At 66.2% G+C, this 18,267-nt stretch carries 18 protein-coding genes and 1 other RNA gene; 12 read left to right on the forward strand and 7 right to left on the reverse strand.

All coding sequences use genetic code 11. The annotated features are described in order from the left end of the window. The 10 genes from NMG10_RS02640 to NMG10_RS02685 all read left to right on the forward strand — a co-directional run bounded on the left by NMG10_RS02640 (nucleotide 1) and on the right by NMG10_RS02685 (nucleotide 9,956). Nucleotides 1–192, forward strand: coding sequence for a cbb3-type cytochrome c oxidase subunit 3 (locus tag NMG10_RS02640; RefSeq protein WP_186715629.1), 192 nt, complete (start codon nucleotides 1–3; stop codon nucleotides 190–192). Beyond that, entirely contained in the window at nucleotides 189–1,166 is a 978-nt protein-coding gene (ccoP, locus tag NMG10_RS02645; protein ID WP_203651767.1) for a cytochrome-c oxidase, cbb3-type subunit III, read from the forward strand. Before NMG10_RS02640 ends, ccoP begins: the two co-directional genes overlap by 4 nt. A 304-nt stretch (nucleotides 1,167–1,470) precedes the next feature. Beyond that, nucleotides 1,471–2,886, forward strand: coding sequence for a cytochrome c oxidase accessory protein CcoG (gene ccoG / locus NMG10_RS02650; protein WP_232856759.1), 1,416 nt, complete (start codon nucleotides 1,471–1,473; stop codon nucleotides 2,884–2,886). A 15-nt stretch (nucleotides 2,887–2,901) separates the two neighbouring features. After that, on the forward strand, nucleotides 2,902–3,432 hold the full coding sequence (locus NMG10_RS02655; protein ID WP_028692872.1) for a FixH family protein: 531 nt from the start codon (nucleotides 2,902–2,904) through the stop codon (nucleotides 3,430–3,432). A gap of 148 nt (nucleotides 3,433–3,580) precedes the next feature. Then, nucleotides 3,581–6,052: a heavy metal translocating P-type ATPase gene (locus NMG10_RS02660; RefSeq protein ID WP_254463795.1), complete on the forward strand. Its 2,472-nt coding sequence runs from the start codon at nucleotides 3,581–3,583 to the stop codon at nucleotides 6,050–6,052. Then, complete coding sequence (ccoS, locus tag NMG10_RS02665; RefSeq protein WP_050706577.1) at nucleotides 6,034–6,246, forward strand: cbb3-type cytochrome oxidase assembly protein CcoS; 213 nt, start codon at nucleotides 6,034–6,036, stop codon at nucleotides 6,244–6,246. The genes NMG10_RS02660 and ccoS overlap by 19 nt, the downstream gene beginning before the upstream one ends. Next, nucleotides 6,239–6,922, forward strand: coding sequence for a sulfite exporter TauE/SafE family protein (locus NMG10_RS02670; RefSeq protein ID WP_203651764.1), 684 nt, complete (start codon nucleotides 6,239–6,241; stop codon nucleotides 6,920–6,922). The genes ccoS and NMG10_RS02670 overlap by 8 nt, the downstream gene beginning before the upstream one ends. A 128-nt stretch (nucleotides 6,923–7,050) precedes the next feature. After that, nucleotides 7,051–8,433, forward strand: coding sequence for an oxygen-independent coproporphyrinogen III oxidase (hemN, locus tag NMG10_RS02675; protein ID WP_050706579.1), 1,383 nt, complete (start codon nucleotides 7,051–7,053; stop codon nucleotides 8,431–8,433). A gap of 187 nt (nucleotides 8,434–8,620) precedes the next feature. Beyond that, a complete protein-coding gene (gene fnrA / locus NMG10_RS02680; protein ID WP_110739928.1) occupies nucleotides 8,621–9,355 on the forward strand; it encodes a Crp/Fnr family transcriptional regulator FnrA in 735 nt (244 codons plus the stop codon). 52 nt (nucleotides 9,356–9,407) lie between these two features. Next, nucleotides 9,408–9,956: an adenine phosphoribosyltransferase gene (locus NMG10_RS02685; protein ID WP_232856763.1), complete on the forward strand. Its 549-nt coding sequence runs from the start codon at nucleotides 9,408–9,410 to the stop codon at nucleotides 9,954–9,956. Nucleotides 9,957–10,047: 91 nt separating this feature from the next. Here NMG10_RS02685 and recR read toward each other — a convergent pair whose 3' ends face one another. The 3 genes from recR to dnaX form a co-directional block, all read right to left on the reverse strand. Beyond that, nucleotides 10,048–10,650 (reverse strand): recombination mediator RecR, encoded by a 603-nt coding sequence (gene recR / locus NMG10_RS02690; protein WP_028692866.1) that lies wholly within the window; start codon nucleotides 10,648–10,650, stop codon nucleotides 10,048–10,050. Nucleotides 10,651–10,737: 87 nt separating this feature from the next. Continuing rightward, nucleotides 10,738–11,073, reverse strand: coding sequence for a YbaB/EbfC family nucleoid-associated protein (locus tag NMG10_RS02695; RefSeq protein WP_023632783.1), 336 nt, complete (start codon nucleotides 11,071–11,073; stop codon nucleotides 10,738–10,740). 63 nt (nucleotides 11,074–11,136) lie between these two features. Further along, nucleotides 11,137–13,191, reverse strand: coding sequence for a DNA polymerase III subunit gamma/tau (dnaX, locus tag NMG10_RS02700; protein WP_254463796.1), 2,055 nt, complete (start codon nucleotides 13,189–13,191; stop codon nucleotides 11,137–11,139). A 131-nt stretch (nucleotides 13,192–13,322) separates the two neighbouring features. Here dnaX and NMG10_RS02705 point away from each other — a divergent pair, with 131 nt between their 5' ends. Beyond that, nucleotides 13,323–14,081 (forward strand): ABC transporter substrate-binding protein, encoded by a 759-nt coding sequence (locus tag NMG10_RS02705; protein ID WP_203651759.1) that lies wholly within the window; start codon nucleotides 13,323–13,325, stop codon nucleotides 14,079–14,081. A 358-nt stretch (nucleotides 14,082–14,439) separates the two neighbouring features. Here the strand turns inward: NMG10_RS02705 and NMG10_RS02710 are convergent, their stop codons facing one another. Continuing rightward, entirely contained in the window at nucleotides 14,440–14,946 is a 507-nt protein-coding gene (locus NMG10_RS02710; RefSeq protein ID WP_232856784.1) for a DUF2938 domain-containing protein, read from the reverse strand. 84 nt (nucleotides 14,947–15,030) lie between these two features. Between NMG10_RS02710 and NMG10_RS02715 the strand changes: the two genes are divergently transcribed. Further along, nucleotides 15,031–15,435 carry a helix-turn-helix domain-containing protein gene (locus NMG10_RS02715; RefSeq protein WP_254463797.1) on the forward strand — a complete coding sequence of 135 codons (405 nt, stop codon included), beginning with the start codon at nucleotides 15,031–15,033 and terminating at the stop codon, nucleotides 15,433–15,435. A gap of 30 nt (nucleotides 15,436–15,465) precedes the next feature. On the opposite strand, the gene NMG10_RS02720 is transcribed toward NMG10_RS02715, so the two are convergent. From NMG10_RS02720 to ffs, 3 genes are all read right to left on the reverse strand, one after another. Then, a complete protein-coding gene (locus tag NMG10_RS02720; RefSeq protein ID WP_232856786.1) occupies nucleotides 15,466–17,415 on the reverse strand; it encodes a hypothetical protein in 1,950 nt (649 codons plus the stop codon). 9 nt (nucleotides 17,416–17,424) lie between these two features. Next, a complete protein-coding gene (locus NMG10_RS02725) occupies nucleotides 17,425–17,820 on the reverse strand; it encodes a hypothetical protein (RefSeq protein WP_254463798.1) in 396 nt (131 codons plus the stop codon). A gap of 163 nt (nucleotides 17,821–17,983) precedes the next feature. Next, nucleotides 17,984–18,080, reverse strand: an RNA gene (gene ffs, locus NMG10_RS02730) — signal recognition particle sRNA small type. Nucleotides 18,081–18,267 lie beyond the last annotated feature (187 nt).

Here is an 18,267-nt window from a genome sequence, read left to right on the forward strand (position 1 = left end):
ATGGATATCGGGATGATTCGCGGCCTGGGCACCGTCGTGGTGCTGGTGGCCTTCGTGGGCCTGGCGCTGTGGGTGTTCAGCCCGCGGCGCAAGCAGGAATTCGACGAAGCGACGCAATTGCCGTTCGCGGACGATCCAGACGCCACCCGGCACGTCGAGCAAGCAAAAGCTTCTAGGAGCAAACAACAATGACAACCTTCTGGAGTCTGTACGTCACCGTCCTGACCCTGGGCACCATCTTCGCCTTGACCTGGCTGCTGCTGTCGACCCGCAAGGGCCAGCGCGAAGAGATTACCGACGAAGTCGTCGGCCATGCCTTCGACGGCATCGAGGAGTACGACAACCCGCTGCCGAAATGGTGGTTCTGGCTGTTCGTCGGCACCGTCGTCTTCGCCCTCGGCTACCTGGTGCTGTACCCCGGCCTGGGCAACTGGAAAGGCATCCTGCCGGGCTACGCCTACGTCGACAACGACAAGAAGACCGAGTTCTCCAACGGCCAGGCCGGCTGGACCGGCGTGCACGAGTGGGAAAAGGAAATGGCCAAGGCCGACGCCCGTTTCGGGCCGATCTTCGCCAAGTTCGCCGCCATGCCGCTGGAGGATGTGGCCAAGGACCCGCAGGCCCTGAAGATGGGCGCGCGCCTGTTCGCCTCCAACTGCTCGGTATGCCACGGTTCCGACGCCCGCGGCGCCTACGGCTTCCCCAACCTGACCGACAGCGACTGGCGCTGGGGCGGTGAGCCGGAGACCATCAAGACCACCATCATGAACGGTCGCCACGGCGTGATGCCGGGCTGGGCCACGGTGATCGGCGAGCAGGGCGTGGCGGATGTGGCGGCCTTCGTGCTGACCAACCTTGACGGTCGCAAGCTGCCCGAGGACGCCAAGGCCGACCCGGCCAAGGGCCAGCAGATCTTCGCCACCAACTGCGTGGCCTGCCACGGGCCTGAAGGCAAGGGCACCCCGGCCATGGGCGCGCCGAACCTGACCCATCCGCAGGCGTTCATCTACGGCTCGAGCTTCGCCCAGTTGCAGCAGACCATCCGCTATGGCCGCCAGGGGCAGATGCCGGCCCAGGCGCAGATGCAGGGTAATGACAAGGTGCACTTGCTGGCCGCTTATGTGTACAGCTTGTCGCATCAGGCGGAACCGGCCAAGACCGAGTAAGGCAGGCCTGGCCTCTTCGCGGGTAAACCCGCTCCCACAGGTACTTCACTGAACCTGTGGGAGCGGGTTTACCCGCGAAGAGGCCGGCACTGACAGCACAATTCCTGCAGGCCTCATGACCTGAATCAATTGACACCCGCCATAACACGATTCACACCACGAACCCAACGCGACTAAAGGTCGCAGCGCGCCCCGCACGCGCCATCTCAGGCGTATCATGGGCCGCAGAGCGCTAGCAGAACGCGCGAGACTGCGGCCGGCACGCACTGGCCGCGGCATTTCTCCACTGCCGTGGGACTTGATGATGAGCAAGCAAATTCCGGTACATGACGTCACCCCGCCTGCCAGCAAAGGGAAGGATTCCGTCGACCTCTACGCCTCGCGCGAAAAAATCTACACCCGCGCCTTCACCGGCATCTTCCGCAGGCTGCGGATGGTCGGTGGCGCGGTGCTGTTCCTGCTGTACTTCGGTACCGTCTGGCTGAACTGGGGCGGCCACCAGGCCGTCTGGTGGAACCTGCCGGAACGCAAGTTCTACATCTTCGGCGCCACCATCTGGCCCCAGGACTTCATCCTGCTCTCGGGCATCCTGATCGTCGCCGCCTTCGGCCTGTTCTTCATCACCGTATACGCCGGGCGGGTCTGGTGCGGCTATACCTGCCCGCAGAGCGTGTGGACCTGGGTGTTCATGTGGTGCGAGAAAGTCACCGAGGGTGACCGCAACCAGCGCATGAAACTGGACAAGGCGCCCATGAGCGCCAACAAGTTCCTGCGCAAGCTGGCCAAGCACGGCCTGTGGCTGCTGATCGGCTTCGTCACCGGCATGACCTTCGTCGGCTACTTCGCGCCGATCCGCGAGCTGGCCATCGAGTTCTTCACCGGTCAGGCCGATGGCTGGGCCTACTTCTGGGTCGGCTTCTTCACCCTGGCCACCTACGGCAACGCCGGCTGGCTGCGCGAGCAGGTGTGCATCTACATGTGCCCCTATGCGCGCTTCCAGAGCGTGATGTTCGACAAGGACACCCTGATCGTCTCCTATGACCCGCGCCGCGGCGAGACCCGTGGCCCGCGCAAGAAAGACATCGACTACAAGGCCAAGGGCCTGGGCGACTGCATCGACTGCACCATGTGCGTGCAGGTCTGCCCCACCGGCATCGACATCCGTGACGGCCTGCAGATCGAGTGCATCGGCTGCGCCGCCTGCATCGACGCCTGCGACAGCATCATGGACAAGATGAACTACCCCAAGGGCCTGATCAGCTACACCACCGAGCACAACCTGTCCGGGCAGAAGACCCACATGCTGCGCCCACGCCTGATCGGCTATGCCCTGGTGCTGCTGGTGATGATCGGCGCCCTGGCCACCGCCTTCGCCACCCGTTCGCTGATCGGTTTCGACGTGGCCAAGGACCGCGTGCTGTACCGCGAGAACGCCCAGGGCCGGATCGAGAACGTCTACAGCCTGAAGGTGATGAACAAGGACCAGCGCGACCACGTCTACGTGCTTGACGCCGCCGGCCTGCCCGACCTCAAGCTCGAAGGCCAGCGTGAGATCCGCGTGAGCGCCGGCGACATCGTCAACCTGCCGGTGCAGTTGTCGGTCGCCCCGGAACAACTGCCCTCGACCACCAACGAAATCACCTTCATCCTCAAGGACGCCGACGACAGCGCCAGCCAGGTTGAAGCCAAGAGCCGCTTCATCGGCCCACAGATCCGCTGAGAGAGAACACCAACAATGCCTGCAGCCACCGCCGCCAGCCCCTGGTACAAGCACCTTTGGCCCTGGATCATCATCGGCATCCTGGCCACCTCGGTGTGCCTGAGCCTGACCATGGTCAGCATTGCCGTGCGCAACCCGGACAACCTGGTCAACGACAACTACTACGAGGCCGGCAAGGGCATCAACCGCTCGCTGGACCGCGAACTGCTGGCCCAGACCCTCAACCTCAAGGCCAGCGTGCACCTGGACGAGCTGACCGGCGAAGTGGAAGTACGCCTGACCGGCAACAGCGACCCGCAGACGCTGGAGCTGAACCTGATCTCACCGACCCAGCCGGACAAGGACCGCAAGGTGCCGCTGATCCGCGCCGAACAGGGCCGCTATGTCGGCCAGCTCGACGACAAGGTCCAGGGGCGGCGCTTCGTCGAACTGCTGGGCAGCCAGGATGAGCATGTGTGGCGACTGTTCGAGGAAGAGAAGGTCGAGCATGGGGTGACCTTGCAGCTGGGGGATGAGGCGTTGCAAGGTGCCGAGCACCAGCAATGAACCGCCGCACCGCCGGGGCTGCCTTGCAGCCCTTTCGCGGCACAAGGCCGCTCCTACAGGGGAACGCGTGCTTCTGTAGGAGCGGCCTTGTGCCGCGAAAGGGGCGCAAAGCGCCCCCGGCCATTCCAAGCCAAAAGACAGACCCAAGATGACCCAACCCACCCCCTGCTACCACTGCGCCCTGCCCGTCCCCGCCGGCAACCGCTTCACCGCCGTGGTCCTCGGCGAGCCGCGACAGTTCTGCTGCCCCGGCTGCCAGGCAGTGGCCGAGTCCATCGTCGCCGGCGGCCTGGAGCACTACTACCAGCACCGCAGCGACACCAGCGCCAACCCCGAAGCCCTACCCCGCCAGCTCCAGGATGAACTGGCGCTGTACGACCGCAGCGACGTGCAACAGACGTTCGTTCGCCATGAAGGCGAGCTGGCCGAAACCATCCTGATGGTCGAGGGCATCAGCTGCGCCGCCTGCGGCTGGCTGATCGAGAAGCACCTGCGCAACCTTCCCGGCGTCGACGACGCCCGCCTGAACCTGTCCAACCACCGCCTGCTGGTCAGCTGGGACGACCAGCAACTGCCGCTGTCCAGGCTGCTGGCCGAGCTGCGCCAGATCGGCTACGCCGCCCACCCCTACCAACCCGACCAGGCCGCCGAACAGCTGGCCCGGGAAAACCGCAGCGCCTTGCGCCGCCTGGGCGTGGCCGGGCTGCTGTGGTTCCAGGCGATGATGGCGACCATGGCCACCTGGCCGGAATTCAACATCGACCTGTCGCCCGAGCTGCACACCATCCTGCGCTGGGTCGCGCTGTTCCTCACCACCCCTATCGTGTTCTACAGCTGCGCGCCGTTCTTCAAGGGCGCGGCCCGCGACCTGCGTACCCGCCACCTGACCATGGACGTCTCGGTGTCGCTGGCCATCGCCCTGGCCTACTGCGCCGGGATCTGGACCGCGATCACCGGCAGCGGCGAGCTGTACTTCGACACCGTCGGCATGTTCGCCCTGTTCCTGCTCACCGGCCGCTATCTGGAGCGCCGGGCCCGCGAGCGCACTGCGGCGGCCACCGCGCAACTGGTCAACCTGTTGCCGGCCTCGTGCCTGCGCCTGGACGCCAACGGCCAGGGCGAGCGCATCCTGCTTGGCGAACTGCAGTGCGGCGACCGGGTGCAGGTGCTGCCCGGCGCGGTGATCCCGGCCGACGGGCTGATCGTCGACGGGCGCTCCAGCGTCGACGAGTCGCTGCTCACCGGCGAATACCTGCCCCTGGCCCGCCGCGCCGGCGACCGGGTGACCGGCGGCACCCTCAACGTCGAGAGTACCCTCACGGTCGAAGTCCAGGCCCTGGGCCAGGACTCGCGGCTGTCGGCCATCGTCCGTCTGCTGGAGCGTGCCCAGTCGGAAAAGCCGCGCCTGGCGGAAATCGCCGACCGCGCCTCGCAATGGTTCCTGCTGTTCACCCTGGTGGCGGCCGCCGTGATCGGTGTGGTCTGGTGGCAGCTTGATGCGCCCCGGGCGTTCTGGATCGTCCTGGCCATGCTGGTCGCCACCTGCCCCTGCGCCCTGTCGCTGGCCACGCCGACCGCCCTTACCGCCGCCACCGGCAGCCTGCACAAGCTCGGCCTGCTGGTCACCCGCGGGCATGTACTGGAGGGGCTGAACCAGATCGACACGGTGATCTTCGACAAGACCGGCACCCTCACCGAGGGCCGCCTGGCCTTGCGCAGCGTGCGCCCACTGGGCCGGCTGGACGGCGACCAGTGCCTGGCGCTGGCCGCCGCGCTGGAGAACCGCTCCGAGCACCCCATCGCCCGCGCCTTTGGCCGCGCCGCCGAGGCCGCCGAAAGCGTCAGCACCATGCCGGGGCTGGGCCTGGAAGGCGAGTTGGCCGGCCAGCGCCTGCGCATCGGCCAGCCCGCCTTCGTCTGCGCCCTCAGCGGCGCCGAGGTCCCCGCCGTGCCGGAGCCACGCGGGCAATGGCTGCTGCTGGGCGACCGGCAAGGGCCGCTGACCTGGTTCGGACTGGACGACCGCCTGCGCGACGACGCCCAGGATCTGGTGGCCGCCTGCAAGGCCCGGGGCTGGCAAACGCTGCTGCTGTCCGGCGACAGCTCGCCAATGGTTGCTGAAGTGGCCACGCAACTGGGCATCGACCAGGCGATCGGCGGCCTGCGCCCGGACGACAAGCTGACCCGCCTCAAGGCCCTGCAAGGCGAAGGACGCAAGGTGCTGATGCTCGGCGACGGCGTCAACGACGTGCCGGTACTGGCCGCCGCCGACATCAGCATCGCCATGGGCAGCGCCACCGACCTTGCCAAGACCAGCGCCGACGCGGTGCTGCTGTCCAACCGCCTGCAGGCGCTGGTGCAGGCCTTCGACCTGGCTCGCCGGACCCGCCGCAACATTGTCGAGAACCTGCTCTGGGCGACGCTGTACAATGGCCTCATGCTGCCGTTCGCCGCGCTCGGCTGGATCACCCCGGTGTGGGCGGCGATCGGCATGTCGGTCAGTTCGCTGATCGTGGTGCTCAACGCCCTGCGCCTGACCCGGCTGCCCGCCGAGGCGGCGCCGGGCGCGCGCGAGCCGACGTCGCTCGAAAGGAAACCGCTATGCCCGCCCTCTACGTGATGATCCCCGCCGCCCTGCTGCTGGTCGGCGTCGCCGTGTACATCTTCTTCTGGGCGGTGGACAGCGGCCAGTACGACGACCTCGAAGGCCCGGCCCACAGCATCCTGTTCGATGACCAGGACCCGCGCCACCAGGCCGCCGTGAAGCCCGGGGACGAACAGCCCGACGACAAGGACCCCGCGCCACGTGCCTGAACTGATTCCACTGCTGGGCTCGGCGCTGGTCCTGGGCCTGCTTGGTGGCGGCCACTGCCTGGGCATGTGCGGCGGCCTGATGGGCGCCCTCACCCTGGCCATCCCTGCTGAACAGCGCGGCCGCCGCCTGCGCCTGCTGCTGGCCTACAACCTCGGGCGCATCCTCAGCTATGCCGCCGCCGGCCTGTTGCTGGGCCTTGCCGGCGTGGCGCTGGCCAGTAGCCCGCTGGCCATCGGCTTGCGCGTTGTCGCGGCACTGCTGCTGATCGCCATGGGCCTGTACCTGGCCGGCTGGTGGAGCGGCCTGACCCGAATCGAGGCGCTCGGCCGCGGCCTGTGGCGCCATGTGCAACCGATCGCCACCCGCCTGCTGCCGGTGTCCAGCCTGCCTCGCGCCCTGCTGCTGGGCGCCCTGTGGGGCTGGCTGCCGTGCGGGCTGGTGTACAGCACCCTGCTGTGGGCGGCGAGCCAGGGCGATGCGCTGCACAGCGCGGCGCTGATGCTGGCGTTCGGCGTCGGCACCTGGCCGGTGCTGCTGGCCACCGGGCTTGCCGCCGAGCGCGTGGGTCGCCTGCTGCGCAAGCGCGGGGTGCGCATGGCCGGCGGCGTGCTGGTGATCCTCTTTGGCCTGTGGACACTGCCCGGACCTCACCAGCATTGGTTGATGGGGCATTGATCGCGGGGCAAGCCCGCTCCCACGCCAGCCCCGCGACGGCCGCCAACTCACCTTGATACAAATCAACACGACTTCTTACATCCGCCCCTAGACTCCGGACACTGCAGCTCTATCCGGGGACCACCCACATGCTCGACGACCTACGCTGGGACGCCGACCTGATTCGTCGCTACGATCTGGCCGGGCCACGCTACACCTCCTATCCGACCGCCGTGCAACTGCACGGCGAAGTGGGCTCGTTCGACCTGCTTCACGCCCTGCGCGAAAGCCGCCGCGCCACGCGCCCGCTGTCGCTGTACGTGCACGTGCCGTTCTGCGCCAACATCTGCTACTACTGCGCCTGCAACAAGGTCATCACCAAGGACCGTGGCCGCGCCGCGCCCTACCTGCAGCGCCTGGAGCAGGAGATCCAGCTGATCGCCTGCCACCTCGACCCGAAACAGGTGGTCGAGCAGCTGCACTTCGGCGGCGGCACGCCGACCTTCCTCAGCCATGTCGAACTGCGCCAGCTGATGGCCACCCTGCGCCAGCACTTCCACCTGCTGGACGACGACTCCGGCGACTACGGCATCGAGATCGACCCGCGCGAGGCCGACTGGTCGACCATGGGCCTGCTGCGCGAGCTGGGTTTCAACCGCGTCAGCCTCGGCGTGCAGGACCTCGATCCGGCCGTGCAACGCGCGGTCAACCGCCTGCAGAGCCTGGAGCAGACCCGCACCCTGATCGAGGCGGCACGTACCCTGCAGTTCCGCTCGATCAACCTCGACCTGATCTACGGCCTGCCCAAGCAGACCCCGGAAGGTTTTGCCCGCACCGTCGAGGAAGTGATCCGCCTGCAGCCCGACCGTCTGTCGGTATTCAACTACGCACACCTGCCCGAGCGCTTCATGCCCCAGCGGCGTATCGACAGCGCCGACCTGCCGGCGCCGGCGGCCAAGCTGGAAATGCTCCACGCTACCATCGACCAACTGACCGCCGCCGGCTACCGCTACATCGGCATGGACCACTTCGCCCTGCCCGACGACGAGCTGGCCATTGCCCAGGAAGAAGGGACCCTGCAGCGCAACTTCCAGGGCTACACCACCCATGGCCACTGCGACCTGATCGGCCTGGGCGTGTCAGCGATCAGCCAGATCGGCGACCTGTACTGCCAGAACAGCAGCGACCTCAATACCTACCAGGACACGCTCTCCACCGCCCAGCTGGCGACCCAGCGCGGCCTTCTTTGCAATCAGGACGACCGCCTGCGCCGGGCGGTGATCCAGCAACTGATCTGCCACTTCGAACTGGATTTCGAGGCGTTCGAGCAGGCCTTCACCATCGATTTTCGTGGCTACTTCAAGGAGCTGTGGCCACAGCTGCAAGCCATGCAGCGCGACGGCCTGATCAGCCTGGACAGCAAAGGCATCCGCATCCTGCCAGCCGGTCGCCTGCTGGCGCGCTCGGTATGCATGGTGTTCGACGCCTACCTCGCGCAGCAGAATCGCCAGCGTTTCTCCCGGGTGATCTGAGGCGATTGAGGCGTTTCACCGCATGGACAGCCCGCCTTTCGGGGCACACTATGGACAGTTGAACGGTAGCGGAACACCCCTTCCGCACCGCCGCTAGCGTGCACCAAAAATGCGCACACTGGCCTACAGCCCATGCCGCAGGTTATCCTTACGGCTTATGTGTGCTTTCCCACAAGGATCGAAAGAAATGTCCGAGCCAGTAAAACTGCGCCCACACAACCAGGCCCACTGCAAGGATTGCAGCCTGGCCCCCCTGTGCCTGCCCCTGTCCCTGAACCTGGAAGACATGGATGCACTGGATGAAATCGTCAAACGCGGCCGCCCGTTGAAGAAAGGCGAGTTCCTGTTCCGCCAGGGTGACAATTTCGGCTCGGTCTACGCGGTCCGCTCTGGCGCCCTGAAAACCTTCAGCCTCAGCGATGCCGGCGAAGAGCAGATCACCGGCTTCCACCTGCCCAGCGAGCTGGTCGGCCTGTCCGGCATGGACACCGAGGCCTATCCGGTGTCGGCCCAGGCCCAGGAAACCACCTCGGTGTGCGAGATCCCCTTCGAGCGCCTCGACGAGCTGTCGGTGCAGCTGCCGCAGCTGCGCCGCCAGCTGATGCGAGTGATGAGCCGCGAGATCCGCGACGACCAGCAGATGATGCTGCTGCTGTCGAAAAAGACCGCAGACGAGCGCATCGCCACCTTCCTGGTCAATCTGTCGGCACGCTTCCGTGCCCGCGGCTACTCGGCCAACCAGTTCCGCCTGAGCATGTCGCGCAACGAGATCGGCAACTACCTGGGCCTGGCGGTGGAAACCGTGTCGCGGGTGTTCACCCGCTTCCAGCAGAACGGCCTGCTCAAGGCCGAGGGCAAGGAAGTGCACATCCTCGATCCGATCCAGCTGTGTGCGCTGGCCGGTGGTGCGCTGGACGCCTGATTGCCCTGCGGACGGGGTATACTGGCGCCGAGTTTTTCCAGGATACCCGCCCATGTACAGCGACACCTTCGACCTCAAAGCCCTGATCCGCCCGGTAGTGGACTTCCCCAAGCCGGGCGTGATCTTCCGCGACATCACCCCGCTGTTCCAGTCGCCGCGCGGGCTGCGCTATGTCGCCGACCAGTTCATCGAGCGCTATGTCGAAGCCGAGTTCAGCCATATCGGCGCCATGGACGCGCGGGGCTTCCTGATCGGCTCGATCATCGCCCACCAGCTGAACAAGCCGCTGATCCTGTTCCGCAAGCAGGGCAAGCTGCCGGCCGACGTGCTGTCGGAGGGTTACCAGACCGAGTACGGCGAAGCCTTCCTGGAAGTGCACGCCGACAGCCTGTGCGATGGCGACTCGGTATTGATCTTCGATGACCTGATCGCCACCGGCGGCACCTTGCTGGCCGCGGCCAACCTGGTGCGCCGCACCGGCGCCCGGGTGTTCGAGGCGGCGGCGATCATCGACCTGCCGGAGCTGGAAGGCTCGCGCCGCCTGCAGGCGGCCGGGGTGCCGACCTTCTGCCTGACCGAGTTTTCCCTGAGCGAATACTGAGTTCGCGTTCAGAATGTTCGCGGGGCAAGCCCGCTCCCACGCAGGTTGATCTGCGTGGGAGCGGGCTTGCCCCGCGATGCTTTACATGGACTTACAGCGAAATCGGCCTGCGCCCCGCGAAAGCATGGGCCAGCGTCCCGCCATCCACCAGCTCCAGCTCCCCGCCCAACGGCACGCCATGGGCAATACGCGTGGCAGCCAGGCCCTTCTCGGCCAGCAGCTGGGCGATGTAATGCGCCGTCGCCTCCCCTTCCACCGTAGGGTTGGTGGCCAGGATCACCTCGCTGAAGGTGCCCTGCTCCTCGATCCGCGCCATCAACTGCGGAATACCGATGGCCTCAGGCCCCAGGCCATCGAGCGGCGACAGGTGCCCCTTGAGCACGAAGTAGCGACCGCGATAGCCGGTCTGCTCCACCGCGTACACATCCATCGGCCCCTCCACCACACACAGCTGGCTGTCGTCGCGGCGCGGATCGGCGCACTGCGGGCACAGCTCCTGCTCGGTCAGGGTCCGGCACTGTCGACAGTGGCCAACGCCCTCCATGGCCTGGCTCAGGGCCTGGGCCAGGCGCGTGCCGCCGCTGCGGTCGCGTTCGAGCAGTTGCAGGGCCATGCGTTGGGCGGTTTTCTGACCGACGCCGGGCAGGATGCGCAGGGCGTCGATCAGTTGGCGGATCAGGGGGCTGAAGCTCATGTGTGCAGGCCTGCCAATTCAGGAAACAGAATGAACAAGGGAGCAACGACCGTCGGGTCGTTGCTCCCCATTTGAAGCAGAAGCCGATCAGAACGGCATCTTGAAACCAGGCGGCAGCTGCATGCCAGCGGTCATGCCGCCCATCTTTTCCTGACTGCTCTGCTCGATCTTGCGCACGGCGTCGTTCAGCGCGGCGGCGATCAGGTCCTCGAGCACTTCCTTGTCGTCGGCGTCGGTCGACATCAGGCTCTGGTCGATGCTGACGCGCTTGACGTCGTGGCGACCGGTCATCACCACGCTGACCAGGCCGCCGCCGGACTGGCCGGTGACTTCCGCGTTGGCCAGCTCTTCCTGCATCTTCTGCATCTTTTCCTGCATCTGCTGGGCCTGCTTCATCAGGCCGGCCATGCCACCTTTCATCATGGGGTATACCTCGATTGGGTCATGTGATGCGGCCCGGCACAGGCGGGCCGCATGGTTATCCGTTCATTGGCCCTGGCTGGCCAGGGCGTCTACAGGCTCAATAGTATCCTGCCTGACCGTCGCGCCGAACTGCCGGATCATCTGCTGGATGAGCGGATCCTGCTCGATCGACACCACCGCATCATGCTGGCGCTCGGCACGCTTGCGCGAGGCGGCCTGGGCCGGGGTCTCCTGCTCGGGGCGGATCAACTCGATCTTCAGGCGGATCTCGCGACCCAACTGCTGGTTGAGCGCGTCGTTCAGGCGGCGCTGCTGCGTCGAGTTGAACAGCGCGCCCTGCCCCGGGTCCAGGTGCAACAGCCAGTCATCGCCATCGGCGGCGATCAGCGTACAGTTTGCGGCGATGTTGCCTGTCATACCGGAGACAGGCAACTGTGGGAATAATTCCAGCCATTGCAGGGCGAGGCCGCTCGCGGGCATGGCCGCCGGCAGCGGCTCCGGCGCCTGGGCGGGCGCCTCTTCCTGCACGTGCTCGGCCAACTCGTCCAGGTAGCTGAAGCCGGCCGGGTCGCTGTCGGGCGTGTAGTAGTCCTCGTCCGCCGGCGGCTCGTCGTCGCGGTCCATGCCCGCCGGGCTGTAGGCCGACGGATCGAACGGCGGCTCGTCGTAGTCCGGCTGCGGGTTGGCGGCCTCGACCGCAGGTGCAGGCTCGGGCGCAACCGGCGCCGGCGCGGCAACGGGCTCCTCCCACGGCAGGTCGATGACCTCCTCGACGGGCTGCGGCTCGGGCTCTGGTTCCGATTGCGGTTGCGGTGCCTCGATAACCTCGGCAACGGCCGGCACTTCGACGACTGGCGGCTCTGGCTGTACAGATGGCTCAGCCACGGGCTCCGGCGCGACCGTTTCAGCGACAGGGCTGGCGGCAACGGGCGGCGCCACGACCGCAGGCGCCGCTGCCACCGGTTGGGCCGGATCAGCTGTGGCTTGGCTGATCCCCACCGGCTTTAGTACCGGCTTCGGTGCATCGTCGGTGTCGGCCGGGCGGAAGGCCAGCATGCGCAGCAGGACCATTTCGAAGCCACCACGCGCGTCCGGCGCCAGCGGCAGGTCGCGTCGGCCGATCAGGCCCATCTGGTAGTAGAACTGCACATCCTCGGCCGGCAGGGCCTGGGCCAGCGCCAGCACGCGCTCACGGTCGCCCTGGCCGTTGTCGACCGCCTCGGGCAGGGCCTGGGCAATCGCCACCCGGTGCAGCACGTTGAGCATTTCCGACAGTACGCCGTTCCAGTCCGGACCTTGTTCGGCCAGATCGCGCACCGCCTCCAGCAATGCCCGGGCATCGCCCTCGAGCAACGCCTGCAGCACACCGTACACCTGGCCATGGTCGAGAGTGCCGAGCATCGCCCGCACATCGGCGGCCAGCACCTTGCCCTCGCCGAAGGCGATAGCCTGGTCGGTCAGGCTCATGGCGTCGCGCATCGAACCATCGGCGGCGCGACCGAGCAACCACAGGGCGTCGTCCTCGAACGGCACGTTCTCGGCGCCCAGCACATGGGTCAGGTGCTCGACCACCCGTTCCGGGCTCATGTTCTTCAGCGAGAACTGCAGGCAGCGCGACAGGATGGTCGCCGGCAGCTTTTGCGGGTCGGTGGTGGCGAGGATGAACTTGACGTAGGGCGGCGGCTCTTCCAGCGTCTTCAACAGGGCGTTGAACGAGTGGGTGGAGAGCATGTGCACTTCGTCGATCAGGTAGACCTTGAAGCGTCCGCGGCTCGGCGCGTACTGCACGTTGTCGAGCAGTTCGCGGGTGTCCTCGACCTTGGTGCGGCTGGCGGCGTCGATCTCGATCAGGTCGACGAAACGGCCCTCGTCGATCTCCCGGCACACCGAACAGGTGCCGCACGGCGTGGAGGTGATGCCAGTCTCGCAGTTCAGGCACTTGGCGATGATCCGCGCAATGGTGGTCTTGCCCACGCCCCGGGTACCGGTGAACAGGTAGGCGTGGTGCAGGCGCTGGTTGTCCAGGGCGTTGATCAAAGCCTTGAGCACATGGGTCTGGCCGACCATTTCGCGGAACGAGCGCGGACGCCATTTACGTGCAAGAACCTGATAACTCATCAAAAAACCATCGTGACCGGAGCGGGCGGAAAGAGCGCTAATGCTAGCGGAGCGGGGCCGAAATTGCACCCTGCCGATCTCGACTAAGCTCAGTAGCGGGCACACGGACGGCGGATCAGGGAGGATGAGGCGTGCGGCGAGTCCTGGCTATCCTGTTGCTGTGGACCACCCAAAGCCTGGCGCACCCGCCGGTGCTGCGCTTTTCCGTCGCCGAAAGCTGGAGCATGCCGTTGATGCGCACCGAGGACCAGCAACCGGTGGAAGGCATCCTTTTCGAGCTGATGCAGGCCATTGCCCGGGAGGTCGACGCCCGCCCGCAATACCACGTGATGGCCCGCCTGCGCCTGCAGGAGGCGATGCAGGCCGGCGAAATCGACGTGCGCTGCTACGTCTCCACCCAGTGGCTGACCGACCGGCCGGGCGACTTCCTGTGGAGCATCCCCGTCATCGAACAGCGTGACCTGCTGATCGGCCGCCCCGGCGACAGCGGCCCCACCCACCCGGAAGCACTGCCGCCGCAGGCCATCGGCACTGTACTCGGCTACACCTACCCCACCCTCGAACCCCTGTTCAGCCAGGGCCGCCTGCAACGCGAGGACAGCCGCAACCAGTTGCTGGCCCTGCAGAAGCTCCAGGCCGGACGCTTTCGCCACGCGATCAGCAACCAGTTGTCATTGCAATGGTACAACCGCTCCCTGCCGCCGGGGCAACGCCTGCAAGCCTTGGCCGTGCTGGAAGAGCAAGCGCTGGGCTGCATGGTGCGCAATGATCCCCAACTACCGACCCAAGGTGTGCTCAGGGCGCTGGTGCGGATCAAGGAGTCCGGGGAGATGCAGCGGATTGTCCAGCGGTATACCGACGGCCAGGTCTTTCAAGGTGCTCGACGATAGTGTTGCAGCGCCTATCAGATCGAGCGCCGCCCGCGCGGCGCATCGCGGCGCAAGGCCGCTCCTACATCTGTTTCGGGCCAGTCAATCCTGTGCCATTACCTGGTCCGCCTTGTTGGTCCGACACGGTTTCAGCGTGGGCACCACTGCCGCCTCATCTGTCTCAAGACATGCACCAAGGCGGGCAACCATGGCCTGACAGGTTCGGCACGTTGCAAAAAATGTAGGAGCGGGCTTGTCCCGCGATGCGCCGCGCGGGCGGCGCTCGATCTGATAGGCGCTGCAGGGGTTGCGGCGGACACCTGGAGGCCCTCACCCAAGGCAAGCATGACGCAGGCTCCATTGATCCAAACACACCTGTTTAGCCTGTCAGCCCTCCCCGAACCCCGGCCAGCACTACCGCACTCAGGAACAACCCAAAACCGAACACGCCATGCGTGGCCAAGCTACGCAGGCAACTCCTGAGCGGCGTCGGGGTACGGCTGGCAAAATACCCCGCCCCAAACGCGGGCTGCACCACACACAACGGCACCAGCACCGAGACCACCCCGAACAGCAACGCGGGCCACAGGAGCGGCCCCTGCAACCACCCCTCCCCTGCAATAGCCACCAGCAGCGCCGCAAAAACCAGCCCCGTGGCGTAATGGAGCAACCAGCCCCACGCCAGTTCCCCCCTGACCGGCGCAGCCTTGCCGATCGCCGCATGCCGCCAGCACCCCGCGAACAGGTGGCCCGCCCAGCGCCCGACCATCGCGTAGTTCAGGGTGGTAATGCCCAGGCGCCTGAGCAGCAGGGTCCACAGGTCCATGACCAGGGTGGCGCCGATGCCGATCAGCAGAATGGAAAATACGAGAGAAGAAACGCTCATGACAAAAGCCCTTGGCAGATTGACGGAAAGGTCGATGCCGAGCAGCATGCAAGTTGAAGTCAACTTCAAGTCAAGGGAGCCGCGATGGACATTGCCGATGTCGCCAGGCGCACCGGAGTGCCGGCGTCGACATTGCGTTACTACACGAACAAGGGCTTGCTCACATCACTCGCTGGCCGCGGCCAACGCCGGCAATTCCCGGCGGATACGCCCGAACGCCTGGCCCTGATCGCCCTGGGCCAGGCGGCGGGATTTTCGCTGGACGAAGTGGCGGCGATGCTGGACGAGCAACGGGTCGACCGAGCGCTGCTGCTGGCCAAGGCCGATGAGATCGAGCAGAAGATCAAGCGCCTGCAGGCGATGAGCAAAGGGCTGCGGCATGCGGCGGTGTGCCCCGAGGAGAACCACCTGCAGTGCCCGACCTTCCAGCGATTGATGCAAGTGTCGGCCAGCAGGGGCAAGCGTGGGAGTCGCCTGGCCCCGCGATGAGGCCCACCAGACCAGAGCACGGCGGCGGGTTCAGTAGCCGTGCAACTCGCGGAACGGCTGGCCCTTGTGGTAATTGATCCACTCTTCCACGTCATAGGGCAGGTACAACTGCCGCCGCGCCCGCGACAGGGCAATGTACACCGCGCAGATCCGCGCATCGAAGGCGTAGGCGTCCTTGAAGCGCTGGGTGGTCATCAGCTCCGGCGTCAACAGCACCTTATCGAACTCCAGGCCACCGGCCTCCTCGGCCATCAACAGCGTGAGGCTGGCAGGCTGCGCGGCGACGCGCGCATCCAGACCGGTCAGGTCGGCAAGCTTGAAACCCGCCTCCAGCCGCGCCTCGACCCATTGGAACGCGGCATCGAAACGCTCGGACTCGCGCACCTGCTGCCAGTCGAGCAGGTGCGCGAAGTACCCATGCGGCCCTTCGGCGTCCTGCCCCGGCGCATAGAACGCCGACCTGAACAGGCCAATCGCGGTGACCATGAAACGGCGCATGTCCGGCCAGTCGGGGAAGTTCAGCAGGCAGTTGGACTCGGCCATCTCCATGGCCCAGCGCATCGTGTCCCAGCGCGAGGCAGTCAGTACCACGCAGCCCTCGGGCGGGACAAAACCTTCGGGGAAGTGCTCGATGCCGACATCGACATGCCGCGCCGCCTCGAACGCGACCTTGGATTTTTTCGAGTGCACACCGATCAACGGGTTGATCAGGCGCTCCACCTTGGGCCCGGAGCGCACGGCGAAGGCCATGTCCTTCTGGCGCACCTGACGCTCGCGCCTGACCACCTCGCCGCTGGCCTTCTGGTATTCGTCGCCCAGGGTGATCAGCACCTGGCGGCCACGCTCGATGACCTGCAGCAGCGAGGCCGGCACATCCTGGCTCTCGTCGATGATCACATGGCTGAAGCGCCCGGGCACGCTGCAGCCACCCAGGCTGGCGCGCTTGAGCAGCAGCAACGCCTCGAACCCGGTCTGCGTACCCCAGCTCGGCTGCGCCTCCAGGTAACGCCACAGGCGGCTGGCGTACTCGAGCAGCACCTGGGCATCGAGGCTGGACAGCGCCTGGCGAAAGTGCGGCAGGTGGCGGTTGGACAGGCTGTAGTCCCGCGACTCGCAATAGTTGCGCAGCACTTCCAGGCAGATATCCAGGGCGTGCTCGGCGTCGTATTGGCGCAGCCCGACGATCCCCAGCTCTTCGGCCAGCCGGCGCTTGCCGGGGCCGCGCGGCGCCGTCCGGGCGGAAACCGGCCGGTTATCCTTGAGCAGGGCCCGGGCGAACTGGCCGAAGGTCATGCCGACCTTGGCCTGGGCATCCAGCCCCATGCGCCGACGCAGGGTACCGAGCTTGGCCGGTGTGCGCGCCAGGGCCAGCACCCGGCCACGCGGCAGGCATTCCATCAGCGCGCCGAGCAGGTAGCTCTTGCCGATCCCGGCATAGCCCTGCACGTGGATATCCTCGTCGAGGTTGGCCTGGATGACCTTGAGCAGCTTGTCCTGCTCGACGGTCAGCCAGCGCTCGCTGTCGAAGCCGGTGGTCACCCGCTGGCTGAACGGGTTGTCACTGTGATGCAGGCGGATGCGGTAGTCAAAATCCCATTTGCCATCCGCCAGCAGGTACTCCCGCGCCTGCACCTGTTCGGCATCGAGCAGGCGCAGTTTCGAGCCCTTGATCACCTCGAGGCCGAAATAGAGCTTGCGCGCATCGAACAGCCGACGGGCCTCGGACAGCAAGCCCACGCCAGGCGAGTGCGCGCCATCGACCGCCCACGCCAGCAGCTTGCCCAGGACCTTTTCCGCCGCCCGCGCATCGACCTGGCCCGGTGTCTGGGCCAGGTTCTGGATCACCAGTATTGCTGCCAGCTCCGGCTCGCCCAAGGCGTCGAGCGCAGGCGCGCCCTCGGCCTGCAGCAAGGCCTGGCATACCTCTGCGCTGACCGGCAGGTACACCGGATGGGAAAAGTCGAAGTGCTCGGGCTGCATATCGATCACTCAAGGGTTGTCGGATTCAGCGGCCTGCCCCACCACCAGTTCGAAGCGGTAGGCTCCCAACGACCCCGCCATGTCGCCGGGATAGCTGATACCCGCCTGCGGCGCATCAAGTACGCCATCGAGCTCATGCAGGGCCAGTTCCAGCAACTTGCGCAAGTCACGCACCGAGTGCGCCGACACCTGCACCTGCAACGCGAAGGCCGCCGCGTCAGCCGTCACTGCCACAGGGGCAGCCGCTTCCTCGAGGATGCGCCCATGCTCTTCTTCCATCTGGTCGAGCACCTGCGACAGCTCCAGCACACGCTCGGGGCTGGCGGCCATCTGGTCCTTGATTTCCAGGCGGCGCATCTGCCACTCACGGATTTTCTGGCGGGTGAGGTCGTCGACATGTTCCACGGTCGCTATCTCCTGGCCGAATGGGCTGACACGATGGGATGCATGATAAGGCGCTGCGCGGGATCGTGCAGGCGGAAAACGGTGCGAGGGTGTAAAGAAAAGCGTCTGATGGGCGACGCCTGACAGGTACGCCGGAAAACCCCTGCGCCCAAAATGGAGGCGGCCCCACCAGCCACACCCCGGCACTCGATGTTCCCGCTATGGCTGCTCCCTTCCGGGCCTGACCAGGTTAACGGGTAATCAATGCGGGGGGACCGATGGGGCCACCACGACGGCTCGTCAGCTGACGAGCCGCGCCATTGTACAGCGCCGGGGCGAAGTTACAACCTTTGATCGTGAAAAAACCATCATTTCTCAAGGACTTGTGGCAAATCTATCGCGGGGCAAGCCCGCTCCCACGCATCATCACCCGTGGGAGCGGGCTTGCCCCGCGATAAGGCCTGCGGG

Source organism: Pseudomonas sp. DVZ6 (genome assembly GCF_024259445.1).
GTDB lineage: Bacteria > Pseudomonadota > Gammaproteobacteria > Pseudomonadales > Pseudomonadaceae > Aquipseudomonas > Aquipseudomonas peradeniyensis.